At 74.7% G+C, this 23,046-nt stretch carries 21 protein-coding genes and 1 riboswitch; of the genes, 11 read left to right on the top strand and 10 right to left on the bottom strand.

All coding sequences use genetic code 11. The features are described 5' to 3' along the window. Positions 1 to 747 precede the first annotated feature (747 nt). From qcrB to ctaE, 4 genes are all read right to left on the bottom strand, one after another. Positions 748 to 2,433: a cytochrome bc1 complex cytochrome b subunit gene (qcrB, locus tag QOZ88_RS18195; protein WP_306001129.1), complete on the bottom strand. Its 1,686-nt coding sequence runs from the start codon at positions 2,431 to 2,433 to the stop codon at positions 748 to 750. Then, positions 2,433 to 3,545: a cytochrome bc1 complex Rieske iron-sulfur subunit gene (gene qcrA / locus QOZ88_RS18190; protein ID WP_306001128.1), complete on the bottom strand. Its 1,113-nt coding sequence runs from the start codon at positions 3,543 to 3,545 to the stop codon at positions 2,433 to 2,435. Before qcrA ends, qcrB begins: the two co-directional genes overlap by 1 nt. Before the next feature lie 73 nt (positions 3,546 to 3,618). Next, entirely contained in the window at positions 3,619 to 4,461 is an 843-nt protein-coding gene (gene qcrC, locus QOZ88_RS18185; RefSeq protein WP_306001127.1) for a cytochrome bc1 complex diheme cytochrome c subunit, read from the bottom strand. A gap of 7 nt (positions 4,462 to 4,468) precedes the next feature. Beyond that, positions 4,469 to 5,089 carry an aa3-type cytochrome oxidase subunit III gene (gene ctaE / locus QOZ88_RS18180; RefSeq protein WP_319946899.1) on the bottom strand — a complete coding sequence of 207 codons (621 nt, stop codon included), beginning with the start codon at positions 5,087 to 5,089 and terminating at the stop codon, positions 4,469 to 4,471. A 123-nt stretch (positions 5,090 to 5,212) separates the two neighbouring features. On the opposite strand from ctaE, the gene QOZ88_RS18175 reads away from it, so the two are divergent. Next, the gene (locus tag QOZ88_RS18175) at positions 5,213 to 5,641 is read left to right on the top strand and encodes a helix-turn-helix domain-containing protein (protein WP_170852367.1); all 429 of its coding nucleotides are present in this window, start codon (positions 5,213 to 5,215) and stop codon (positions 5,639 to 5,641) included. Further along, positions 5,638 to 6,699: an anthranilate phosphoribosyltransferase gene (gene trpD / locus QOZ88_RS18170; protein ID WP_306001125.1), complete on the top strand. Its 1,062-nt coding sequence runs from the start codon at positions 5,638 to 5,640 to the stop codon at positions 6,697 to 6,699. The genes QOZ88_RS18175 and trpD overlap by 4 nt, the downstream gene beginning before the upstream one ends. Before the next feature lie 45 nt (positions 6,700 to 6,744). Here trpD and QOZ88_RS18165 read toward each other — a convergent pair whose 3' ends face one another. Both QOZ88_RS18165 and QOZ88_RS18160 read right to left on the bottom strand, forming a co-directional pair. Then, a complete protein-coding gene (locus tag QOZ88_RS18165; protein ID WP_091931340.1) occupies positions 6,745 to 7,032 on the bottom strand; it encodes an Lrp/AsnC family transcriptional regulator in 288 nt (95 codons plus the stop codon). Beyond that, positions 7,029 to 8,810, bottom strand: a complete 1,782-nt coding sequence (locus QOZ88_RS18160) for a DEDD exonuclease domain-containing protein (protein ID WP_306001124.1) — start codon at positions 8,808 to 8,810, stop codon at positions 7,029 to 7,031. The genes QOZ88_RS18165 and QOZ88_RS18160 overlap by 4 nt, the downstream gene beginning before the upstream one ends. A gap of 210 nt (positions 8,811 to 9,020) precedes the next feature. Here QOZ88_RS18160 and QOZ88_RS18155 point away from each other — a divergent pair, with 210 nt between their 5' ends. From QOZ88_RS18155 to QOZ88_RS18135, 5 genes are all read left to right on the top strand, one after another. After that, positions 9,021 to 10,766: a D-alanyl-D-alanine carboxypeptidase family protein gene (locus QOZ88_RS18155; RefSeq protein ID WP_306001123.1), complete on the top strand. Its 1,746-nt coding sequence runs from the start codon at positions 9,021 to 9,023 to the stop codon at positions 10,764 to 10,766. 88 nt (positions 10,767 to 10,854) lie between these two features. Next, a complete protein-coding gene (locus QOZ88_RS18150; protein WP_319946898.1) occupies positions 10,855 to 11,175 on the top strand; it encodes a hypothetical protein in 321 nt (106 codons plus the stop codon). A gap of 184 nt (positions 11,176 to 11,359) precedes the next feature. Then, positions 11,360 to 11,539, top strand: a riboswitch (cyclic di-AMP (ydaO/yuaA leader). Between the two features lie 142 nt (positions 11,540 to 11,681). Continuing rightward, positions 11,682 to 12,629 carry a C40 family peptidase gene (locus tag QOZ88_RS18145; protein ID WP_306001122.1) on the top strand — a complete coding sequence of 316 codons (948 nt, stop codon included), beginning with the start codon at positions 11,682 to 11,684 and terminating at the stop codon, positions 12,627 to 12,629. Between the two features lie 147 nt (positions 12,630 to 12,776). Beyond that, positions 12,777 to 14,042, top strand: a complete 1,266-nt coding sequence (locus QOZ88_RS18140) for a M48 family metallopeptidase (protein WP_306001121.1) — start codon at positions 12,777 to 12,779, stop codon at positions 14,040 to 14,042. Further along, positions 14,039 to 15,175 carry a glycosyltransferase family 4 protein gene (locus QOZ88_RS18135; protein WP_306001120.1) on the top strand — a complete coding sequence of 379 codons (1,137 nt, stop codon included), beginning with the start codon at positions 14,039 to 14,041 and terminating at the stop codon, positions 15,173 to 15,175. Before QOZ88_RS18140 ends, QOZ88_RS18135 begins: the two co-directional genes overlap by 4 nt. Before the next feature lie 71 nt (positions 15,176 to 15,246). Here QOZ88_RS18135 and QOZ88_RS18130 read toward each other — a convergent pair whose 3' ends face one another. Next, positions 15,247 to 17,040 carry an AMP-dependent synthetase/ligase gene (locus tag QOZ88_RS18130; RefSeq protein ID WP_306001119.1) on the bottom strand — a complete coding sequence of 598 codons (1,794 nt, stop codon included), beginning with the start codon at positions 17,038 to 17,040 and terminating at the stop codon, positions 15,247 to 15,249. Between the two features lie 157 nt (positions 17,041 to 17,197). On the opposite strand from QOZ88_RS18130, the gene QOZ88_RS18125 reads away from it, so the two are divergent. From QOZ88_RS18125 to QOZ88_RS18110, 4 genes are read left to right on the top strand one after another with little or no spacing between them, the layout of a single operon-like run. Beyond that, the gene (locus QOZ88_RS18125; RefSeq protein WP_091931347.1) at positions 17,198 to 17,629 is read left to right on the top strand and encodes an SRPBCC family protein; all 432 of its coding nucleotides are present in this window, start codon (positions 17,198 to 17,200) and stop codon (positions 17,627 to 17,629) included. A gap of 6 nt (positions 17,630 to 17,635) precedes the next feature. Continuing rightward, positions 17,636 to 18,784, top strand: coding sequence for an ArsA family ATPase (locus QOZ88_RS18120; RefSeq protein WP_306001118.1), 1,149 nt, complete (start codon positions 17,636 to 17,638; stop codon positions 18,782 to 18,784). Further along, positions 18,781 to 19,104, top strand: a complete 324-nt coding sequence (locus QOZ88_RS18115; RefSeq protein WP_306001117.1) for a hypothetical protein — start codon at positions 18,781 to 18,783, stop codon at positions 19,102 to 19,104. The genes QOZ88_RS18120 and QOZ88_RS18115 overlap by 4 nt, the downstream gene beginning before the upstream one ends. Further along, positions 19,101 to 20,090, top strand: coding sequence for an ROK family glucokinase (locus QOZ88_RS18110; protein WP_306001116.1), 990 nt, complete (start codon positions 19,101 to 19,103; stop codon positions 20,088 to 20,090). Before QOZ88_RS18115 ends, QOZ88_RS18110 begins: the two co-directional genes overlap by 4 nt. A 142-nt stretch (positions 20,091 to 20,232) precedes the next feature. Here the strand turns inward: QOZ88_RS18110 and QOZ88_RS18105 are convergent, their stop codons facing one another. Genes QOZ88_RS18105 through QOZ88_RS18095 form a run of 3 tightly spaced genes read right to left on the bottom strand, consistent with a single transcriptional unit; the run spans position 20,233 to position 22,977 of the window. Beyond that, entirely contained in the window at positions 20,233 to 21,480 is a 1,248-nt protein-coding gene (locus tag QOZ88_RS18105; RefSeq protein ID WP_306001115.1) for an ornithine cyclodeaminase, read from the bottom strand. 1 nt (position 21,481) lies between these two features. Beyond that, positions 21,482 to 22,162, bottom strand: coding sequence for a hypothetical protein (locus QOZ88_RS18100; RefSeq protein WP_306001114.1), 681 nt, complete (start codon positions 22,160 to 22,162; stop codon positions 21,482 to 21,484). After that, entirely contained in the window at positions 22,159 to 22,977 is an 819-nt protein-coding gene (locus tag QOZ88_RS18095; protein ID WP_306001113.1) for an alpha/beta hydrolase, read from the bottom strand. Before QOZ88_RS18095 ends, QOZ88_RS18100 begins: the two co-directional genes overlap by 4 nt. Between the last annotated feature and the right edge of the window lie 69 nt (positions 22,978 to 23,046).

The following is a 23,046-nucleotide window of genomic DNA, read 5'->3' as shown; positions in this document are numbered from 1 at the left end:
GCCCCCCCCGCCCGTACCCCCGACCCGCCCCCCCCCGCCCCCGGGGGGGGGGGCCCTTCCGTGGATCCGGAGCGTCGTCCCGGGGACCTGCCCGGGCTCGGAGCGGGGACGGTGCTGCACCCCGCGGAGGGACACGGGCGGCCTCGCGGGCGTCATGGACGGCGGTCCGATCCACCCAGGCGCCACGGTCCCCTCGTCGCGTCCGGGGCGGATGCAGGCCCGGGGGACGGGGAACGGGCTCGTGGGGATCGACGCGGGCCGTGGCACCGTGTCACGCACGGCGGGCGCAACCGCTCCGTGTCCGAGGCGGCGCCAGCCGGGCCGGCCGGGCTGCGGCGGGGCTGGCGGCGAGGGACGGGAGGCGCAGGAGCGGCCTCAGCAGGTCGCTGACGAGCCCAGGTGGACCGGGCGGGGTCTGGGAGCGCCGCCCGCGCCCGCTCCACGAGGTCGCGGCGCAGTGGCTGACCGGGGTTGACGGCTCCGGGCGGGCGCCGGGGAGCGGGCTCCACCACGGGCGAGCGGGGCGGCTCGGTGCTGCAGCACCGCCGAGGGCCCCGGGCGGCCTCGCAGCCGTTCGGACCGGCGACCGGACCGGCCGCTCCGCGCACGTCAGTGCCAGGGTCCCGCGCCGCCCGCGGGAGCGCCGCGGGCTCTGCGGTCACACCGACGAGCCGGTGCAGTGAAACGGTCGGAGATGCAGAGGGGCCCCGGTGGATGTTCCACCGGGGCCCCTCTGTCAGGCGTCGATCAGTCGCGCGGGTCCTGCGGGCGACCACCGTCGGACGGACGGCCACCCTCGGAGGGACGACCGGAGGTCGTCAGCTCCCGGTCCGCCTCGCCGGCGGAGAGCCCGCGGCCCTCCGCGCGCTGATCGATCTCGACCGCGGTCGGCTCCTCCACGGGGGAGAAGAAGCCGCGGATCGCGCGTCGTGCAGCACCGACCTGGTTCATCTTCTTGGGCACCGGAGCACCGCCGTAGGCGAGCTGGCCGTGACCGTGCTCGTCCACCGGGCCGATCGGCTGGTGGACCTCGATGAACTCGCCGTGCGGCAGGCGCCGGATCACACCGGTCTCGATGCCGTGCTCGAGCACCTCCCGGTCGTGCTGCTGCAGACCGAGGCAGATGCGGTAGGTGAGCACGTACACGATCGGCGGCAGCAGGATCATCCCGATGCGGCCGGCCCAGGTCATCGCGTTCAGGCTGATGTCGAACTTGTCGGCGACGACGTCGTTACCACCCGAGATCAGCAGCACGACGTAGAAGGCGATCGACATCATGCCCAGCGAGGTGCGCACCGGGACGTCGCGGGGGCGCTGGAGCAGGTGGTGCGAGGCGGTGTCCCCGGTCAGCTTCCGCTCGATCATCGGGTAGAAGAGCAGCAGCGCGAAGATGATGCCCGGCAGCACCGCGGTCGGCCAGAACAGCGCGGGGATCGTGTAGTCGCCCGGCAGGTTCAGGTCCCACGCAGGGAACAACCGCGACGAGCCGTCCAGCCACATGATGTACCAGTCGGGCTGCGACGCGGCCGAGACCTGAGCCGGGTTGTACGGGCCCCACAGCCAGACCGGGTTGATCTGCACGAGGCCGCCGAGCGCGGCGCAGACCCCGAACACGACGAACAGCAGACCGGTCGCCTTCCCCGCGAACGTGGGGAAGAGGCGGTTGCCGACCACGTTGTGCTCGGTGCGCCCCGGGCCGGGGAACTGGGTGTGCTTCTGCTTGACCAGGATCAGCAGGTGCACCGCGATGAGGGCCAGCATGATCGCCGGGATGAGCAGCACGTGGGCGATGTAGAGCCGGCCCACGATGAGCTCGCCGACGAAGTCGCCCCCGAAGACCGCCCAGTGCATCCAGGTACCGACCACCGGGATCGCGAGGATGATCGCGGACATGATCCGCAGCCCCGTGCCGCTGAGCAGGTCGTCGGGCATCGAGTAGCCGGCGAAGCCCTCGAGCAGCGACAGGATCAGCAGGACGACGCCGATGAGCCAGTTCGTCTCGCGCGGACGCCGGAAGGCACCGGTGAAGAAGATGCGGAGCAGGTGGACGACGATCGCCGCCACGAACATCAGCGCCGCCCAGTGGTGCAGCTGGCGCATGAAGAGGCCGCCGCGGACGTCGAAGGAGATGTCCAGCGTCGAGGCGTAGGCGATCGACATGTCGATGCCGCGCAGCGGGTCGTAGGAGCCGTCGTAGGTGACCTCGGTCATCGAGGCCTGGAAGAAGAAGGTCAGGTAGGTGCCCGACAGCAGCAGGATGATGAAGCTGTAGAGCGCGATCTCCCCGAGCAGGAAGGACCAGTGGTCGGGGAAGACCTTGTTGAGGGTCCGCCGGAGAGGTCCGGCGACGACGAGGCGGTCGTCGATCTCGAGCGCGGACTTGCCGAGCCTCGTGGTCGGGGCCCCCGGCGCCGTGGCGGTGCGAGCTGCCATCAGATGCGCTCCCGGTTCCAGTAGGTCGGGCCAACAGCCTCAATGTAGTCACTGCGGGCGACGAAGAAGCCCTCGTCGTCGACCGTGATGGGGAGCTGCGGCAGCGAGCGGGTCGCCGGCCCGAAGATCGGCTTGGCGCCCTGGCTGACGTCGAACTGCGACTGGTGGCAGGGGCACAGGATGCGGCCGGTCTCCTGCTCGTAGAGCGAGACCGGGCAACCGGCGTGCGTGCAGATCTTGGAGTAGGCGACGTAGTCGCCGTAGCCGAAGTCCGCCTGGCCCTCGCGCGGCTGGTCGGCCTCGAACTGCTCCGGCCGGAGCCGGATCAGCATCGTGGCGGCGTCGGACTGCCGGTTGCCGCCGGGGACGGCGGGGAACACCGTCTCCAGGGAGCCGGGCTCCTGGTCGCCGGGACGGACCGGGCTGCCGTCGTCACGCACGAGGCGGACGCCCTCGGCCCAGGAGGTGCGGCCGAGCGGATTGCCGGTGTTCGGGTTCTTAATCAGGCCCCCGAGGGGGGCCAGCAGCATGATGCCGACACCGGCGCCCATGAACCCCAGCGAGCGGGTGATCAGCTTGCGGCGGGGGAGCCCGCTGTTGTGGTAGCCGCCGACCAGCGTCGCACCGGAGGTGACGCGGTCGAAGTGCGAACCGTCGTGCTTGTCCTGCACCGCGGTCTCGTGCGGGAGAAGCTTCTTCGTGTAGAGCACCAGACCCGCGCCGACCAGGGCGAGGGAGAGCCCCATGAACAGGCCGAGGAGCGGCGTGAACAGCGCGCTCCAGGTCGAGCCCTCCTCGGCCCACGACCACTCGGGCAGAAACCAGCCCGAGCCGACGTAGACGACCAGGAACAGGAAGGCGAACACGCCGGCGAGGGTGAAGGTCCAGCCGACCTGGCGCACCGCCCGGCGCTCGATCGCCGAGCCGGGCTCGGGGCCCGGGTCGACGTGGAGGACCTCGACGCCGTCGTACCGCGCACCGAGGAGGTCGAGCTCCTCGCGGCGCATGGCAGCGAGCTGCTCGGGGGTGTAGTCGTCGTCCGGCCCGCCGTGCAGGGGACCGGGGGTGTCCTCGCCGCCGGCCGAGCCGGGGCGGGTCTCGCGGGTGCTCACGCTTCCTCCTTGCCGGCGGTCGTGGTCAGCGATCGCGCGGCAGCCGTGGTGGTCGATGGGCTCGCGGGCGTGCTCACGCCTTGCTCCCCATCCAGAAGATGCCGAACAGGAGGGCGCTCATGCCGACGATCCAGATGACCAGGCCCTCGCTGACCGGGCCGATGCGGCCGATGCCGGCGCCGCCGGGGTCGGCCATGTCCTTGATGGTCTGGACGTAGAGGATGATCGAGCGCTTCTCCTCCGGGGTGAGCTGGTTGTCGCCGAAGACCGGCATGTTCTCCGGGCCGGACAGCATCGCGGTGTAGATCTCGAGATCGCTGGAGCTCTCCAGGCTCGGCGCCGCCTTGCCGGAGGAGAGCGCGCCGCCCTGCCCGACGAAGTTGTGGCAGGACGAGCAGTTGAGCCGGAACAGCTCACCGCCGAGGGCGAGGTCGCCCTCGCGCAGATCGCCCGACGGGAGCGTCGGCCCGCCGCCGTTGGCCTGCACGTAGGTCATGAGCTGGTCGATCTCCTCGTCGGAGAAGACGGCCGGCTTGTCGGGGGCGTCGGCCTCCTGGCGGACCAGCGGCATGCGGCCGGTGTGCACCTGGAAGTAGACGGCGGCCTCCCCGACACCGATCAGCGATGGGCCGCGGTTGGGCACGCCCTCGAGGTTCTCGCCGTGGCAGGAGATGCAGCTGCGCTCGTAGAGCTCGCGCCCGGCCGCCTCGGCCGCCGACTCGCTCGTACCCTCGTCGGCCGCCTGCGCGGGGGCGATCACCGAGTACAGGGAGCCGGTGAGGACGAGCGAGGCCATGAGGCCCGCGACGTTGGCGAGCCGCCGGCGGTGCTTGGAGCGACGGCGTGCGCGCGCCCGGTCGACCGGTGTGCCGGCGTCGGCGAGCGGGGCGTCGGACTGCGGGTTCGTGGTGGACACCGGTTCCCTAGCGGATCAGGTAGATCGTGGCGAAGAGCCCGACCCACACGACGTCGACGAAGTGCCAGTAGTAGGAGACCACGATGGCCGAGGTCGCCTGCGCCGGCGTGAAACGGCCCATCGTGGACCGGATGAGCACGTAGACGAAGGCGATGAGGCCACCGATGACGTGCAGGGCGTGGAAACCCGTCGTGAGGTAGAAGACGGAACCGTACGTCGACGAGGCGATCGTCGTCCCGTGCACGACCAGCTCGCGGTACTCGTTCGCCTGGGCCAGCACGAAGACCAGACCCATCACGAAGGTGATCGTGAACCAGCGCCGCAGGCCGTAGACGTTGCCGTTCTCCGCCGCGAAGACGCCGAACTGGCAGGTGACCGACGACAGCACGAGGATCACGGTGAAGAACGTGGCGTAGGGCAGGTTCAGCTCGGTGGGCTCCGGCGGCCACCCCTCGGTGGCCCGGGCTCGCGCGGTGAAGTACATGGCGAACAGGCCGGCGAAGAACATCAGCTCGCTGGCGAGCCAGATGATCGTGCCGACGCTGACCATGTTCGGTCGGGTCAGGGAGTGCACCCGCGAGGTGTCGAAGGTGCTGCTCGCGACGGGGGCCGTTGTCACGGGGCTCATCATGGCATCGGCAGGGCGCCGTCACGACTGCGGGTGGTGACGGCGTGGCGTCGTCGTGATCAGGTCGATACCGACGCACCGGCCCGGCCTGCACGGATGCATCCGGGCACTAGGCTCGGCGGCGTGAGTGCTGCCGAGAAGCCCGCCGCGCCGGCCACCGTGCTGCTCTACAGCCACCGCCCGGAGGTCCGCGACGCGGTGCGCGCGGCGGTCGGGCGGCAGCCGGCTCCCGACGTGGGTCCGCTGAGCTGGCTGGAGTGCTCGACGGGCGACGAGGTGGTGGCCGCGGTCGACGCCGGCGGGATCGACCTGTGCGTCCTCGATGGCGAGGCGCAGCCCACCGGTGGGATGGCGCTCGCCCGGCAGTTGGAGGTGGAGGTCTCCGACCGGCCGGTGGTGTGCCTGCTCGTCGCCCGGCAGTCCGACCGCTGGCTGGCGCACTGGTCCCGCGCGGAGGCGACGCTGGCCCTGCCGGTCGACCCGCTGGTCGCCCCCGGGGTGGTGGCCGAGCTGCTCCGGGCCCGCGCGGGCCGGCCCGCGGCGCGCCGGTGACGGCCCTGGGAACGCCGACGGCCGCACCCACCTGGCCCGGATTGCTCAACCGCCTGCTGGCCGGGCAGGACCTCACCGCCGAGGACACCCGCTGGGCGATGCGCGAGGTGATGACCGGCGAGGCGACCCCGGCTCAGGTGGCCGGCTTCACCGTGGCGCTGCGGGCCAAGGGGGAGGCCGCGCAGGAGGTAGCCGGGCTGGCCGCCGAGATGCTCGCCCGGGCCACGCCGGTCCGGCTGCCGATGGACTGCGTCGACATCGTCGGTACCGGCGGGGACGGCGCCCACACCGTCAACATCTCCACGATGGCCGCGGTGGTGACCGCCGCCGCGGGCGCCCCCGTGGCCAAGCACGGCAACCGGGCGGCGTCGTCGTCGTCGGGCGCCGCCGACGTCCTCGAGGCGCTCGGCGTGGTCATCGACCTGCCGGCCGACGCCGTGGCCGCGTGCGTCCGCGAGGCCGGCATCGGGTTCTTCTTCGCCCCGGTCTTCCACCCCGGCATGCGGCACGCGGCCGCCCCGCGCCGGGAGATGGGCATCGGCACGGTGTTCAACTTCCTCGGCCCGCTGACCAACCCGGCGCGCCCGGTGGCGGCGGCGATCGGTTGCGCCAACGCGCGCATGGCCCCGGTGCTCGCCGAGGTGCTCGCCGCCCGGGGGACGCGGGCGCTGGTGTTCCGCGGTGACGACGGGCTCGACGAGCTGACCACCGCCACCACATCGTCGGTCTGGGTCGTCCGCGACGGCGAGGTGGCGCCCGACCGCGTCGACCCCGGCGCGCTCGGCATCGAGGCGCCCGCGCCGGACGCCCTGCGCGGCGGTGACGCCCGGGTCAACGCCGAGGTGTTCCGTCGGTTCGTGGACGGCGAGCGCGGGCCGGTCCGCGACGCGGTGCTGCTCAACTCGGCCGCTGCGCTGGTCGCGTTCGACGAGCGGCCGGCACGGCTGCACGACGGCCTCGCCGCCGGGCTGGAGCGGGCGGCGGCGGCGGTCGACGACGGGCGCGCGGCGGCGCTGCTCGACCGGTGGATCGGCGTGAGCCGGGCCGCCCGCGGTTAGGCCCGTCCAGAGGCTCCCCGAGCTCGCGAGGGACGGGGTGCTCCGTCAGGCGTCGGTGTCGAACCCGATGGAGAAGGCCGCCTCGAGGTCGTGCCGCGAGTACGCGCGGAAGGCGATGTGGGTGTCGGTGTCGACGACCCCGGGGACCTTGTTGATCCGGCCGGCGATCACCTCGGCGACCTGCTCGAACTCGCGGACGCGGACGATGGCGATCAGATCGGCCTCGCCGGCGACGGAGTAGACCTCGCTGACCCCGTCGAGCTCGGCGACGGCCTGCGCGACCTCGGCGATCGAGTCGGTGGCGGCGTCGATCATCACGATGGCGGTGATCACGCCGGGGATGCTATCCGCTCGGGACGGGCGCGGGTGCCCAGCGACCGCCCGTCGGCGAAGGGATCGCTCGCGTCGCGCCCGGCCTCCACGCGCGCCAGGAAACCGCTGTAGGCCCCCGTGCCGGGCGCCGCGCAGGCCAGGGTGCCGGTGAGCTGCACCAGCCGGGTGCCGGGCTTCTCCAGCCAGCGCAGGACGAGTTCGGTCTCGTCGGCCGTCGTGGGGTGCTCGGCGTCGGTGCCGGGCACGGTCTCCGCGGTCGCCAGCAGACCGGGCAGCACGCTGCGGACGGTGCTGCCGCGCGGCGCGTTCCCGGCGGCGGCGAGGCGCCCGTACCGGACGACGGAGAGCTCCCAGCCGCCCTCGCCGTCGGGCCGGGCGAGCACGAGCTCGGGGACGGCGGCGAGCGACGCCAGCCGTTGCCGCCGCCGGACGGCCCGCACGAGCACGGCCACCCGGTCGCGCAGCACGGCGGCGTCCTCGTAGCGCTCCTCGCCCGCCAGCCGCTCCACCCGCTCGAGCAGCGGCCCGAGCAGGGGGCGGGGGTCGTGGCCGACCGCCGCGGCGAAGACCGCCGCCACCCCGGCGTACTCGGGAACCGACTGGGCGCCGGTGCAGGGGGCGCCGCACCGCCCCATGTCGGCCAGCGCGCAGGCGCTGACCGGCGTGCGGGGCGACAACCGGGCGGTGCACTGCCGCAGTGGCAGCACCTCGTGGACGGCGGCCACGGCGGCGTCGGCGGCGCGGCGGTCGGGGAACGGCCCGAGGAACACCCCGGCGTCGGGACGGACCCGGCGCACCACCGACAGCCGGGGGAAGGGCTCCTCGGTGAGCCGGACCCACAGCGCCCGCTCGGGGAAGCGGGACCGGCGGTTGTACCGCGGTTTGTGCCGGGCGATCAGGCGCAGCTCGCGGACCGCCGCCTCCAGCGCGTGCGCGCAGGGGATGGCCTCCACGCGTTGCGCGAGCCCCACCATCTCGGTGATCCGGCTGCGCTGCTCGCCCGACGTGAAGTAGCTGCGGACCCGGCTGCGCAGGTCGCCGGAGGTGCCGACGTAGAGGGGTTCGTCCTTCGGGCCGCGGAAGAGGTAGACGCCGGGCCCGTGCGGCACGGCGTCGGCCAGGTGCCGCTTCCGCCGGCGCTCGGGATCGACCTGCCGGGTCAGCCCGGTCAGCTCCTCCAGGGTGGTGACGCCGAGCGGCCCGAGCCGCTCGAAGAGCCCGTGGAGCACGTCGACGGTGGCCCGGGCATCGTCCAGGGCCCGGTGCGTGGGTGAGGTGGTGGCCGAGAAGTACGGGGCCAGGGTGGCCAGCTTGCAGTTGGGCACCTCGTCGCGGCTGAGCAGCCGACGGGCGAGGACGGCGGTGTCGACGGAGGCCGCCGCGGGCCACGCCATCCCGTTCTCGGCGCACGCCGCCCTGAGGAACCCGAGGTCGAACGGGGCGTTGTGCGCGACGAGGACCGCACCGCGGGCGAACTCGAGGAAGGCCGGGAGCACGGCGCCGATCCGCGGGGCCGTGGCGACCATCGTCGAGGTGATGCCGGTGAGCACGCTGATGTAGGGCGGGATCTCGTGCCCTGGGTCCACGAGCGTCTGGAACTCGCCGAGCACCTGGCCGCCGCGGACCCGGACGGCGCCGATCTCGGTGATCGCGCTGTCCTTCGGCGAGCCGCCGGTGGTCTCCAGGTCGACGACGACGAACGTCACCTGCGCCAGCGGCGTCCCGACGTCGGCGATGGAGACCTGCTCGTAGCGCGGCGGTGCTGGGGGAGGTGGCACGGGGCGGACGCTAGGTCGGGGTGCTGACACTCCGGGGGACGCGCGCCGGGCCGGCCACCCCCCGGGCGGGGGGCCGTGGGCCGCCCGACCAGGGGGAGCGGGGCGCCGGGTCCGGGGACCACCTGGCTTTCCGCCCCCGCACGGGTCACCATGCACGCCAGCGCCCGTCGCCGCCCGCGCGACCGGCCCGTTGCCTGGAGGTGGTCGGCGATGCCCGCGCGCTCCTGGGCGCACCCGTCCGGCCGGGCCCGGCGGCGGGTGGCGGTCGCGGCCCTCGCGGCCTGCGTGCTGGTGCTGCTGCCGGGCGGGCCGGCCGCCGCCGCGCCCAGCGACCAGCCGGGCGGCACCTCCGGCGTGCTGGAGAGCCCCGACCTTGACCGGCTGCAGCGGCGCGCCGCGGAGGTCCAGGACGAGCTGCGGGCCCGCCAGGCCGAGGTCGTCGCCGCCCGCGAGGCGCTCGCCGGGGCCCAGCGGGCCGTCGGCGAGGCGCAGGCGGTCCTCGACGCGGCGCAGGGCGTGCTGGCCGGGTACCAGCGGGAGGTGGCCGACTACGCCGCGGCCGTCTACCGGGACGGTGGCGCCCTCACCCCGCTGACCCTGCTGCTCAGCGGCGGCGACCCGGGGGAGGTGCTCTCCGGCCTGGGGTTCCTCGACGTGGTCGATGCGCACGCGGCCCGGGTGATCGGCGTCGCGGAGGGCCACCGGCGCGCCGCGCTGGACGAGCAGGCGCGCGCCCAGGCCGCGCTGGACCAGGCCCGGACGCGGGCGGACGAGGTGGGCGCCCGGGTGGCCGAGCTCGAGGCGGCGGCCGAGGCGGTCACCGCCGAGCTCGGCGACGCGCTCGCCGTCGTCGACGGTCAGCTCGCCCAGCTCCAGCGGGAGCAGCTCGCCGTCAACGAGCAGACGGCGGCGAGCTGGCGGGCCTACGTCGACCAGCTCCGCGCCGCGGGGCTGGCGGAGGTGCCGGCGTCCGCGCTGCGCGACCCCGGGCTGGCCCTGCCCGACCGCCTGGTGCCGGTGGGCGCGGGCGGGGGTGGTGCCCAGCGCGGGGTGGCCCAGCTGCCCGGTCGCCCCACCTCGCTGCTCGTGCTGCCCGTGGAGACGCTCGCCGCGGTCGGCGGCGCGATGGAGGCCCTGGGGCAGCCCTACGCCCCCGGGACGGCGGGGCCGGACTCATGGGACTGCGGCTCCCTGGTGCAGGCGGTCTACGGCCGGACCGGGGTCTCCCTGCCGGGGACGCAGGGGGAGCTGTTCGCGCGGACCGCGCCGGTGGCCCCCGCCGACGTGCTCCCCGGTGACCTCGTCTTCCTCGGCTCACCGGAGTCCGGCCTGGGGCACGTGGGCATCGCGCTGGACCCGAGGACCATGCTCACCGCCGACGCCCGGGCCGGTGCCGTGGTGGTGCGGACGCTCCCGGGTGACCAGGTGCTGGGCATCGGCCGCCCGGTCCTGGGCCAGCGGTCCCCGGCGGCCGTCCCGGAGCCGACCGCGGGGGCGCTGCGGACCGAGTGCGGCAACACCGTCTACCCGCCCAGCTACGACGGCGGCCGCGCCTGGGGCGGCTACCCGAACGGCCTGATCCCGCCCAGCGCGATGTGCCCCCTGGGCGTCGGCGGGCACTCCCTGCGGTGCGACGCGGCCGCGGCCTACCGGGCCATGGCGGCGGCCTACGCGGCGGACTTCGGGCGCCCGCTGTGCATCACCGACTCCTACCGCACCTACGCTGGCCAGGTGAAGCTGTACGGGGAGAAGCCGGCGCTCGCGGCGGTCCCGGGCACGAGCAACCACGGCTGGGGGCTCGCGGTGGACCTGTGCGGCGGCGTCCAGTCCTTCGGCACCCCGCAGTACGCCTGGATGGTGGCCAACGCCGGCCGCTTCGGCTTCCTGCACCCGACCTGGGCCGATCCGGGCAACGGGCGCGAGGAGCCGTGGCACTGGGAGTACGCCGGCAGCTGACGACGCCGGACCGGCGCCGGTGGCGCGGCCGGGAATGTCGGTGACCGCTCCTACCGTGCGCAGCGACTCACGGAGGAGAGAGGAAGCCATGCTCATCGACTGCGACACCTGCACCGCCCGCGGGACCGGCTGCGCCGACTGCGTCGTGACCGTGCTGCTCGGGGCCCCGCCGGGATGGCAGGGGGTCGACCCGGTGGTCGTGCCCATGACCGGCCGCCCCCGCGGCGGTCCGTCACCCGCCGCCGAGGACGTCGTCGTCCCGCCGCCCGGGGTGGTGGTGGAGTTCGACGAGGTGGAACGCCGGGCCGTGCGGGCGCTCGCCGAGGGCGGGCTGGTGCCCCCGCTGCGCCACCCGGACGGGGCCGGGGGTCACGACGGTGACCGCTCCCGGGGCCGGCGCACGGGGTGAGCACGGGCCCGCACGGACCGGTACCCCCTACCCCGGGTCGGGAGGTCGGGCGGGGAGGCGCGCCCGTGAGCTGGGGATCCTCGTCACACGGGTTTCTCCAGCGATCATTTGTCACGGGGGTATCACGATCGTTAAGGTTCACGCCGTCCGGCCGGGTGGTCGTCATCCGTCGATGGATGGCCTCGACCGGACACCGCCTAATCACCGCCGGGCGCGCACCACTGGCGCCCGGGGTGTACCGGGGACCCACCGCAGTTCTGGGGTGAGTTCTCCCGCAGCCGGCCCGCCGGTGCGCGGGGGATAGGGCCAGTCTTCCCAGCCCGAACCCGTCAGCTAACTCGGTCGGCGGTTGCAGAGGAAGAAACGGAGAGCCGCCGCTCGTGGCGACCCCTCACGCACTCCTGACGCACGCCCCCGAACAGCTCCACGCCGCCGACCGGTGCAGCTCGCGCGCCCGTCGCCTCGGTCCGCTCCGTTCGGGTTTCCTGGTCACCGCCGTCACGGCCGTGACCGTCACGATCCTCCCGGGGACGGCGTCGGCCGTCCCGGGCACGGCCGACGAGGTCGCCGCCCAGGTGGCCGAGGCCAGCCACGAGCTCGAGGTGGTCTCCGAGCAGCTCAACGAGGCGCGCGTCGTCCTCGCCCGCCACCAGGACGAGGCACGGGCCGCCAGCGCGGCCGCCGCCGAGGCGGAGGCCCGGATCGGCTCCCTCGACGGGCACATCCGCCGGCTGGCCCGCAGCGCCTACACCGGCAGCGGCATGTCGCAGCTCCACGCCCTGCTGACCAGCGACTCGGCGGACCACCTCCTCGACCAGCTGGGCACCCTCGACGCCATCGCCGGGCACACGAACGCGGTGATCACGGAGGTGTCGCAGGCGGCCGAGGGCGCGGAGCAGTCCCGCGACGCCGCCGAGGAGGCCGCCGCCGACGCCGAGCGGACGGTGGAGCAGATCGCCGCCCAGCAGGAGGAGCTCGAGGCGAAGATCGCCGACTACCAGCGCCGCTACGAGGCGCTCACCGCGCCACAGCAGGAGCAGGTGGCGCAGGCACACGGCGGCGCCGCCCTGCCCGCGCCGAGCGCCGTCACCGCGCCGAGCTCGGCCGCCCAGGTCGCGGTCAACACCGCGCTCGCCCAGATCGGCGACCCGTACGTCTGGGGCGCCGGCGGGCCGAACGCCTTCGACTGCTCGGGCCTGACCTCGTACGCCTACGCCGCGGCGGGCGTGACGCTCCCGCACTCCAGCCGGTCGCAGAGCCAGATGGGCACGCCCGTCTCGCGCAGCGAGCTGCAGCCCGGCGACCTGGTGTTCTTCTACAGCCCGGTCAGCCACGTCGGCATGTACATCGGCAACGGCCAGATGGTGCACGCCTCCACCTCCGGCCAGCCGGTGAAGGTGGGGAGCCTGGACTCGATGCCCGACTACAACGGCGCCCGCCGCATCGCGGGCTGACAGCTGCAGGTGCTCGACGAGGGCCGGTGATCCCACCCGGGATCACCGGCCCTCGTCGTCCGGCCGGCGCGCCGGACCCCGTCCGGGGATCGCCGCCACCCCGCGGGCGGCGAGGGGGACGGCGACCGGCTCACTAGGATCGGCCGGGTGAGCGCTCGCCGGGTCGCCCTGGTGGCCGCGGCCCTGCTCGGGATCGCCGTCGTCGTCGTCATCGCCGTCCGCACCCCGTGGACCGTGCTGCCGGAACCGCCCGGGGGGTACACCGAGCCGGATCCGACCGCCGGGCTGGACCCCGACCGGATCGAGCGCGCCGAGGCCTTCGCGGACGCGCTGCGGCCGGCCTCGCTGCTTTCCCTCGTGCTCGGTCTGGGGGTGTCGGCGGCGCTCGGGCTGACCCCGCTGGGGGCCCGGCTGATGCGCGCCGTGGGGGCGCGGGTGGGCGGCCGGTGGACCCTCCAGGTGCTGGTGGGGGTGCCGGTCCTGCTGCTGCTGGGGCGCCTGGCGACCCTCCCGATCTCGGCCTACGCGGAGTCGGTGCGCAGCAGCTACGGGCTCTCGACGCGGAGCTGGTGGCTCTGGCTGCGCGACGTCGCGGTCTCCCTGGCGATCAGCGCGGCGCTGACCGTGCTCGTGCTGCTGGCCTTCCTCTGGCTCGCCCGCCGCGCCCCGCGCACCTGGTGGGCCTGGGCCGGCGCGGCCGCGTCCGGCCTGGTGGTCGTCGGGTCGTTCCTCTACCCGGTGGTCATCGAGCCGGCGTTCAACTCCTTCGAACCGTTACCGGCGGGGGAGCTCCGCAGCGATCTGCTCGCCCTCGCCGAGGAGAACGGCACACCGGTGCAGGACGTGCTGGTCTCCGACGCCTCCCGGCGGACGACGGCGCTGAACGCCTACGTCTCCGGGTTCGGGTCGACCCGGCGGATCGTCGTCTACGACACCCTGCTCGGCGAGCTGCCCGACGCCGAGATCGAGTCCATCGTGGCGCACGAGCTGGGGCACGTCGCCGCGGACGACGTCCTGACCGGCACGCTCATGGGCGCACTGGGTGCGGGGGCGGCCACCGCGCTGCTCGGCTGGCTGCTGAGCTGGACGCCGCTGCTCCGCCGGGCCGGCGCCGGACGACCCGGTGACCCGCGGGTGGTGCCGCTGCTGCTGTTCCTCGTGTCCGCCGGCGGGCTGCTCGCCACGCCGGTGCAGAACCTGGTGTCCCGGCAGATCGAGGAGCGCGCGGACCTGCACGCCCTCGAGCTCACCCGCGACCCGGAGGCGTTCGTCGACATGCAGCAGCGGCTGGCCGGCACCAACCTCGGCGACCCGGACCCGCCTGCGGCCTGGCACTGGTTCTTCGGCAGCCACCCCACGACCGCGCAGCGCATCGCGATGGCCGCGGACTGGGCGCGGCTGGAGGGCCCGTGACGCGCACCCTCGTCGTCACCAACGACTTCCCGCCCCGGCAGGGCGGCATCCAGACGTTCGTCGCCGCGCTGCTGGACCGGCGGCCGCCGGACTCCCTGGTCGTGCTCGCCTCGGACACCCCGGGCTCGGCCGAGCACGACGCGGCGCTGCCGTACCCGGTGGTGCGCCGGCCGACCGGCATGCTGCTCCCGACGCGGGCGACGGCACGCGCGGCCGTGGACCTCGTCCGGCGGTACGGCTGCGACACCGCGTTCTTCGGCGCGGCCGCACCGCTGGGGCTGCTCGCGCCCGCGCTGCGGGCCGCCGGGGTGCGGCACCTGGTCGGCGCCACGCACGGCCACGAGACCGGCTGGGTGGCCCTCCCGGGGAGCCGGCAGGTGATGCAGCGGATCGCCACCGGGCTGGACGTCCTCACCTACATCAGCGAGTACACGCGGGACCGGCTCGCGCCACCGCTCGGGGGGCGCACCCGGCTGGCCCAGCTGTCGCCGGGAGTCGACGTCGACCGCTTCACCCCGGAGGTCGACGGGGCGGCGGTGCGCGCGCGCCACGGCCTGGGCGACGCACCGGTCGTGGTCTGCGTCTCGCGGCTGGTCGCCCGCAAGGGCCAGGACGTCCTCGTCGCGGGGTGGCCGCGGGTGCTCGCCCGCCACCCGGCGGCGCGGCTGCTGCTGGTCGGCGGTGGGCCGGACGAGGGGGAGCTCCGCCGCGCGGTCGCGGCCCGCGGGCTGCAGGACTCCGTCGTCCTCACCGGCCCGGTCGACCACGACGAGCTGCCCGCGCACTACGCGGCCGGCGACGTCTTCGCCATGCCCTGCCGCACCCGGCGCGGTGGGCTGGACGTCGAGGGGCTCGGCATGGTGTTCCTCGAGGCGGCCGCCTGCGCCCGCCCGGTGGTGGCCGGCACCTCCGGGGGAGCCCCCGAAGCGGTGCAGGACGGCGTCACCGGGCACGTGGTGGACCCGCGGTCACCCGCGGCAGTGGCGACGGCGCTGGCCGGGCTGCTCGACGACCCGGAGCGGGCCCGGGCGATGGGGCGGGCCGGACGGACGTGGGTGGAGCGGCGGTGGTCCTGGACCACCATCGCGACCGACTTCGCGCAGCTGCTCGAACCCGGCTGCGACCAGGCATAGGAAGCTTTACCTACGTCATGGGGCCTGCGGACGTAGGTAAAGCTTCCTATGCCCCTGGTCGGCGGCGGTGCTCAGCGGGAGTAGAGCGACTCGACGTCGGAGCCGAACTCCTTGAGCACGACGTTCCGCTTGAGCTTGAGGCTCGGCGTCAGCATCCCGTTGTCCTCGGTGAAGTCGGTGGCCAGCACCGTGAACTTCTTGATCGCCTCGGCCTGGGACACCGCCTTGTTGGCGTCCTCGACCGCGGCGCCGATCTCGGCGAGCACGTCGGGGTCCTCGCGCAGCTGGGCGGCCGTCAGCCCGGTGTCCTTGCCCTTGGACTCCAGCCACTGCGGCAGGGCCTCCTCGTCGAGGGTCACCAGCGCGGCGATGTAGGGCCGCTGGTCGCCCACGACGATGCACTGGCTCACCAGGCGGTGGGCCCGCAGCCGGTCCTCGAGCCCGGCGGGGGCGACGTTCTTGCCGCCCGCGGTCACCAGGATCTCCTTCTTGCGGCCGGTGATCCGGACGAAGCCCTGGTCGTCGATCTCGCCGAGGTCGCCGGTGCGGAACCACCCGTCCGCGTCGATCGCCTCGCGGGTGGCGTCCTCGTTCTTCCAGTAGCCGCGCATCACGATGCCGCCGCGGATGAGCAGCTCGCCGTCCTCGGCGACCGAGAAGGCGACACCCGGGAGCGGGCGGCCGACGGTGCCGATGCGGATCGCCTCGTCGTGGTTGACCGAGGCCGCCGCGGTGGTCTCGGTGAGGCCGTAGCCCTCGAAGACGGTGACCCCGATGCCGCGGAAGAAGTGGCCGAGCCGCTCACCGAGGGGGGCGCCGCCGGAGATGGCGCCCAGGCAGCGCCCGCCGAGGGCGGCACGCAGCTTGCCGTAGACCAGCTTGTCGAACAGCGCGTGCTGGGCGCGCAGGCCCAGCCCGGGGCCGCCGGTGTCCTGGGCGCGCGACCAGTCGATCGCGACCTGGGCGGCCCGGTCGAAGATCTTGCCCTTGCCGTCGCCCTCGGCCTTCGCCTTGGCCGAGTTGAACACCTTCTCGAAGACCCGCGGGACGGCGAGCACGAACGTGGGCTTGAACTCGCCGAGGTCCTCGACGAGGTTCTTCACGTCCGCCGTGTGGCCGATGACCGTCCGGTTCTTGATCGCGCCGACCTGCAGGACGCGGGCCAGGACGTGGGCCAGCGGGATGAACAGCAGCAGCGACCCCTGCACGTTCATGAACCGGTCGAGCAGCGTGATGCCGTTGCCGATCTCGAACAGGAAGTTGCCGTGCGTGAGCTCGCAGCCCTTGGGACGCCCGGTGGTGCCGCTGGTGTAGATCAGCGTGGCGAGGCTGTCGGCGCGCAAGGTGGCGCGGCGGGCGTCCAGCTCGCTGTCGGGCACGCCCGAACCCGTGGCGGTCAGCTGCTCGACGGCGCCGTCGTCGATGACGACGACGGCCTTGAGGTCCGGCGCCTGGTCGCGGACCGACTCGATGGCGGCGGCGTGCTCGTCGCGCTCGACGACGGCGACCGTGGCGCCGGAGTCGGAGAGGATCCAGGCCACCTGGTCGGCGCTGGAGGTCTCGTAGATCGGCACGACGACGGCGCCGGCGGTCCAGATGGCGTAGTCGAAGACCGTCCACTCGTAGCGCGTCCTGGCCTGCAGGGCGACGCGGTCGCCGGCGGCCACGCCCGCGGCGATCAGGCCCTTGGCGACGCCGCGGACCTCCTCGCCGAACTGCCGCCAGGTCACGTCGGTCCAGCGGCCGTCCACCCGGCGCCGGAGGCCGACCTCGTCACCGTGCCCGGCGACGTTGGCCGCCAGCATGTCGGTGAGCGCCTCGTCGGGGCCCACCTCGTGGGTTGCAGGAACGCTGAACTCGCGCACGCCCGGTCCTCTCCTCCCCGACCGCCCGCCGGGCTCCGTCGCCCGCGGCCCCGGTACGGGGACGTCCGGGCCAATCTAGCGGCTGGTGCTACCCGGCAGTAGCGGAGTGCCGTGGTGCGCGGGGCCGGTCGGGGCCCGAGCAGCTAGCCTGCTGCCCATGGCCGACCAGTCCACCCAGTCGATCGTCGTCGAGGCGCCTGCGGCCGAGGTCATGGCGGTGATCGCCGACTTCCCCTCCTACCCGCAGTGGGTCGCCGCCGCCAAGAAGGTCGAGGTGCTCGAGACGGGTGCGGACGGCCGGGCCCGCCGCGTGCACTTCGTGCTCGACGCCGGGGCGGTGAAGGACGACTACGTCCTGGAGTACACGTGGGACGACGACCGCCGCGTCTCCTGGACCCTGGTCAAGGGCCAGATGCAGAAGCGGCAGGAGGGTTCCTACACCCTCGTCGAGACCGGCGGCCGCACCGAGGTCACCTACTCGATCACCATCGACCTCTCCATCCCGATGCTCGGCATGATCAAGCGGAAGGCCGAGAAGGTCATCCTCGACACCGCGCTCAAGGAGCTCAAGAAGCGCGTCGAGGGCTGAGCCGCGGTGCGCACCCTCCTGGTCACCGGCTCCGGCGGGGCGGGGTCGTCGACGGTGGCCGCGGCCGCCGCCGTGCGCGCCGCCCGGGAGGGCCGGAGCACGCTGCTCCTCTCCCGGCAGCCGGCACCCGTGCCCGGCCTCGACGAGGTGCCGGGCCTGCACGTCCGGCGGGTGGACGGCCGCCGGGCGGTCGAGGAGCTGTGGGGTGCCCACGCCGGGGCCCTGGGCGCGCTGCTCCCGCACCTGGACCTGCCGCCGGCGACCTCGGTGGTGCCGGTCCCCGGCGCCGGTGAGCTCGCGCTCCTGGCGGCGCTCGGCGCGGCGGACGCCGACCTCGTCGTGGTCGACGCCGGGCCGCTGGCGGACGGGCTCGCGCTCGCCGCCCTGCCCGGCTCGCTCCGCTGGTGGCTGGACCAGGCGCTGCCGCCGACGGCGCGCGCGCTGGCCGCCGTCCGGACGGCGTCGGTGGCGGCCGGGGCGGTCCGCCGGGGCCCCCTGGACACCGTGCTCGACCTCCTGCCCGCCGTCGAGGGGCTGCTCGCCCGGGACCGGCTCGCCGACCCCACCGACACGGCCGTCTGGCTGACCACGGCGGCGCAGCGGTCCGCGGTGCCGCCGGTCCGGCGCGCGGCGACCGTCCTCGGCCTGCACGGGCTCCGGGTCGCGGCCGTCCTCGCCCGCGTGCTCCTCACGGCCGGCACAGGGGAGTGGTGGAGCGCCCGTGCCGCCGAGCAGGACGCCGCCCGGAGCGGCCTGGCGGAGGTGGCGCCGGTGCACGAGGTGCCCGAGCTGCCGGTGCCGCCGGTGGACGTGACCGGTGCCGTCGCGCTGCTGGGCGGGCTGGAGCTCCCCGCGTCCGGTGGGCCGGTTCCGCCGGCCCCGCAGCGGGGGGAGGGCGGGTGGCGGCTGGCCGTGCCGCTGCCCTTCGCCGAGCGCGCGGAGGTGGGGCTGACCCGGTGGGGCGATGACCTCGTGGTGTCCGTGGGGGAGGATCGTCGTTCGCTGCGCCTGGACTCGCTGCTGCGCCGGTGCGAGGTGACCGGGGGACGACTGCTCGCCCCCGGTGCCGCCGCCGCGCGCCTCGAGATCAGCTTCCGCCCGGATCCGCAGCAGTGGCCGGCCGACCTCCTGGCGGCCGAGGAGAGGACCAGATGACCAGCGGTGCCGACTGGGCCGACCAGGCCCGCCGTCTCTTCGACGCCGTCCGCGCCGGAGCCGGGGAGACGCCCGGCACAGGTACCGGGGAGCACGGTGGCGACGACTGCCGCTGGTGCCCGGTCTGCCAGATGGCGGCCGTCCTGCGTGGTGAACGCCCGGAGGTGACCGCCGCGCTGGCCGACGTCCTCACCGCCGCCGCGACCGCGCTGCGGTCGTTCGCCGAGCAGCCGCCCGACGGTGCCGGCGAGGCGGCCGGGCCGCGCCCCGAGGAGCAGGCGGCCGCGCAGCCGGCCGTCCAGCGGATCGACATCGCGTGACCGGGCCGGCGGTGACGGCCCTGCCGGCGCTCGGCATCGACATCGGCGGGACCAAGGTCGCCGGAGGGCTGGTGGCTCCCGACGGCGAGATGCTGGCCACCGCCCGGCGGGCGACGCCCGGGGCCTCGGTGAGCGACACCGAGGACGCCATCGCCGCCGTCGTCGCGGAACTCGCCGAGGGGCACGAGGGCGCGATCGTCGGGGTCGGCGTGGGCGCCGCCGGGTGGTTCGACCGCACCGGGGACACCGTGCTGTTCAGCCCACACCTGGCCTGGCGCAACTCGACGCTGCGCAAGGACCTCGCCGCGCGCCTGCAGCGCCCGCTGTGGGTGGGCAACGACGCCGATGCCGCGGCCTGGGCCGAGTACCGCTACGGCGCCGCCCGCGGCGCCGACCTGGCCCTGATGATCACCCTCGGCACCGGCATCGGCGGGGGGATCGTCCTCGATGGGCGGCTGCGGCGCGGCTCGCACGGCGTCGCGGGGGAGTGGGGGCACATGCGCGTCGTCCCCGACGGCCGGCTGTGCGCCTGCGGCAACCGGGGCTGCTGGGAGCAGTACGCCAGCGGGACGGCGCTGGGGCAGACCGCGCGCGAGGTGGCCCGCACCTCGCCGGCCGCGGCCGCCCTGCTGCTGGAGCGGGTCGACTGCGAACCCGACCGGCTGACCGGCGAGCACGTGGCCCGCGCGGCCTACGACGGCGATCCGCTCGCCCTGGAACTGGTCACCGAGGTCGGCTGCTGGCTGGGCCAGGGGATCGCCGACCTGGCTGCCGTGCTCGATCCCGAGGTGGTGGTGATCGGCGGCGGCGTCAGCGTGCTCGGCGAGATGGTGCTGCGCCCGGCCCGCGAGCGGCTCGAGCGCGCCCTGCCCGGCCGCGGGTTCCGCCCCGGTCCCCGCGTCGTCGCCGCCGCGCTCGGTGCCCAGGCCGGCATCGTCGGCGCCGCCGACCTGGTCAGGAGAGCCGTCGCCGAGGGCGAGGCCTAGTACTGCGGCCGCCAACGTCCGGCTGCCTTCCCGAGACCGCCGCCGATGGCGACGGAGTACGCAGATGGTCAATTCTCGGCACGGGAACGGCGCGTCTGCGCCCACTGTCCTGACGCGAAGCGCTAGCCCTGCTGGTGATTCGTCACTCCGGGGCCAGCTCGCGGGCCAGCTGCTCGAGGAACAGGCCGATGTCGGTGACGATGCCCATCGCCTGGGCGCTGCCCCGGTCGGCCAGCTTCGTGACCGTCGCCGGGTTGATGTCGACGCACACCAGCGGGATCGACGCCGGCAGGATGTTCCCGGTCGCGATCGAGTGCAGCATCGTCGCCACCATGATCGCGAAGCCGACGTCGTGCAGCTCGGCGCGCATCGCCCGCTGACCCTCGATGACGTCGGTGTGCACGTCGGGCAGCGGCCCGTCGTCGCGCACCGAGCCGACCAGCACGAACGGCTTCCCGGCCTCCACCATCGCGCGCATGACGCCGCCGGTGAGGACGCCGGAGCCGACGGCCGCCCGGATCGAGCCGGCCGCCCGGATCGTGTTGATCGCGCGGATGTGGTGCTCGTGCCCGTGCGGCACCCCCGAGCCCTTCGCCAGGTCGACGCCGAGCGAGGTGCCGAACAGCGCCGACTCGATGTCGTGGGTGGCCAGGGCGTTGCCGGCGAAGAGGACGTCGACGTAGCCGGCGCGGACCAGCCGCACCATCGCGGGGGCGGCGCCGGTGTGCACCACGGCCGGGCCGCCCACCCACAGCACCCGCTGCCCGGCGGCCTTGACCTCGCGCATCCGCTCGGCGATCTGGCGGACGAGCAACGCCTGCGGCTTCTCGCTGGAGACGGCCGAGGACATGAAGCCGAAGTCGTCCTCCTCGCCGCGCGGCGCCTGCACCGGCAGTTCCACCCGCACGCCGTGTGCGCCGCAGACGACGGCGTCGCCCGCCCGCACGTCGCTCACCGGGACGGTGCGCACCGTGACCTGCCCGCCCGCCCCGCCCTCGTCGGTGGTCACCACCAGGCCGCAGTCCATCTCGGGGTTGCGCACCCGCAGCCACTCCCCGTCCAGCCGGACGAGGGTCTCCAGGTTGGTGGTCGAGTAGAAGTCGTCGGGGAAGACGCCGTCCGCGGGGGCGGGCCGGGTCGTCGCCGTGCCCGGGTCGACGGGGTTGGCGCCGTGGACCTGCACCCGCATGAGGATCCGCTCGAGGCGCTCGGTGTCGTCGGCGCGGATCTCGATCAGCGCCGTCGACTCGTCGGCGTGCTCGCGGCCCAGGTCCAGGTCGGTGATCCGGTAGTCCCCGCCGTACTCCAGGACGTCGTCGAGGACCCGGCCGAGGATGCCGGTGTCCATGAGATGGCCGGTCACGGTGACCGTCGCGGTGACGGTCGCCATCTCAGACCACCGCCCCGTCGTCGCCGTCGTCGGAGCGGTCGCGCATGCGGGAGACCAGCAGCGCCACCCCGCCGGCCACGACCGCCACGCCCAGCACGAGACCTGCGTCCGCCGACAGGCCGATGACCGAGGGGACGCCGATGAGGAGGATGCCCGCGGCCACCAGCAGCAGGGCGTACAGCACCGCGGGCGCCGGGACCGGCAGCGGCGGCGGTGCCGGCGGCTCGTAGTGCTCCTCGGGCCGGTCGAGCACCGGCACCTCGTGCGGCGTCGGCGGCGGCGGATCGGCGGGGCCCTCCTGGACCGCGGGACGACCGTGCTCGGCCTCGAACGCGGCCACGATGCGCCGCCACTCGGCGTCCTCGTCCAGGTCGCGCCCCGCGGGCCGGCGCGCGACCCGCGGCTCGACGGGGTGGTCGTCGGCGTGCTGCTCGACCAGCCCCCGCGCCTCGACCCGGCGCGCCCGGTCGACGAACAGCCGGTCCGACGGCGGGCTGGGCAGGACCACCGACCGGGTGTAGGGACCGACGTCGGCGGCCGGCTCGAGGTAGGCGGCGATGCCGGCCGCCTCGAGCACGTCGAGGAGGTGCTCGCCGACCCGCGGGTCGACGTCGCGGACCGGGCTCCACAGCACGGCGTCCAGCCCGTTGTCGCGGCGTCCCCGGCCGCGGCGGTCGGTCACCGGTGCCCGCCCGACGAGGCGTCGGGTTCGCCGGCCGGCACGCGGGCGCGGATCCACTCCGCGGAGCGCCGGAAGAGCAGCGGGGCGTCGTTGTCCAAGGTGGCCACGTGGTAGCTGTCCTCCAGCACGACCTCGGTGGTGTCCGCGCTCGCCACCCCGGCGAGCAGGATGGTGCTGTTCACCGGTTCGACGACGTGGTCCTCGGTGCTGCGGAAGACGATGACCGGCGCCGTGACCCGGCCCAGGTCGGCGCGGGTCGCGGCCCAGAGGCCGCGCAGCTGCAGCATGGCCCGGATCGGCAGCCGGGGGTAGGCCAGCTCGGTCGTGCCGGGCTTCTTGATGTCGCTGGCGATCGGCGCCCAGCTGGACGTCACCCGGGCGAGCAGGGGCAGCAGCTTCGCGTCCAGCCGCCGGGTGAGCAGGGCCGGGTTCACCAGCAGCAGCCCGGCGACGTCGTCGGGGCGCACCTCGGCCAGCCGCGTGGCCAGCGTCCCGCCCATCGACAGGCCGGCGACGAAGACCCGGTCGCAGCGGGCGGCCAGCTCGTCTAAGGCCTCCTCGACCGTCGCCGTCCACTGGTCGGAGGTGCTGGCGTTGCAGTCCTGCCAGCGGGTGCCGTGGCCGGGCAGCAGGGGGCACCGGACGGCGAAGCCCTCGGCCGCGAGGTGCTCGCCCCAGGGGCGCATGCTCATCGGCGTCGAGGTGAACCCGTGGACGAGCAGCACCCCGGTGCGGCCCACGGACCCGTCGCCGCCGGGGAACTCGAAGGGCTCGGCGCCGGGCATCACCTCGGGGAGGGGGGTGGGTCCGGGCACGGCGCTCCTCCTGGGCAACCGGCGTCGCGCCGGTGTCGGCTGGATCACGGTGGGGCCCGGATTGTGATC

Origin of the sequence: Blastococcus carthaginiensis, from assembly GCF_030731085.1 — a bacterium.
GTDB lineage: Bacteria > Actinomycetota > Actinomycetes > Mycobacteriales > Geodermatophilaceae > Blastococcus > Blastococcus carthaginiensis.
The sequence above is the reverse complement of the archived record's forward strand: the minus strand, read 5'-3'. Positions and strand labels throughout refer to the sequence as shown.

What these genes read in the sequence shown, in the direction of transcription:
- qcrB (WP_306001129.1), bottom strand. Translation starts at nt 2,433, where the DNA reads ATGGCAGCTCGCACCGCCACGGCGCCGGGGGCCCCGACCACGAGGCTC.
- ctaE (WP_319946899.1), bottom strand. Translation starts at nt 5,089, where the DNA reads ATGAGCCCCGTGACAACGGCCCCCGTCGCGAGCAGCACCTTCGACACC.
- QOZ88_RS18155 (WP_306001123.1), top strand. Translation starts at nt 9,021, where the DNA reads ATGCCCGCGCGCTCCTGGGCGCACCCGTCCGGCCGGGCCCGGCGGCGG.
- QOZ88_RS18150 (WP_319946898.1), top strand. Translation starts at nt 10,855, where the DNA reads ATGCTCATCGACTGCGACACCTGCACCGCCCGCGGGACCGGCTGCGCC.
- QOZ88_RS18125 (WP_091931347.1), top strand. Translation starts at nt 17,198, where the DNA reads ATGGCCGACCAGTCCACCCAGTCGATCGTCGTCGAGGCGCCTGCGGCC.
- QOZ88_RS18115 (WP_306001117.1), top strand. Translation starts at nt 18,781, where the DNA reads ATGACCAGCGGTGCCGACTGGGCCGACCAGGCCCGCCGTCTCTTCGAC.
- QOZ88_RS18105 (WP_306001115.1), bottom strand. Translation starts at nt 21,480, where the DNA reads ATGGCGACCGTCACCGCGACGGTCACCGTGACCGGCCATCTCATGGAC.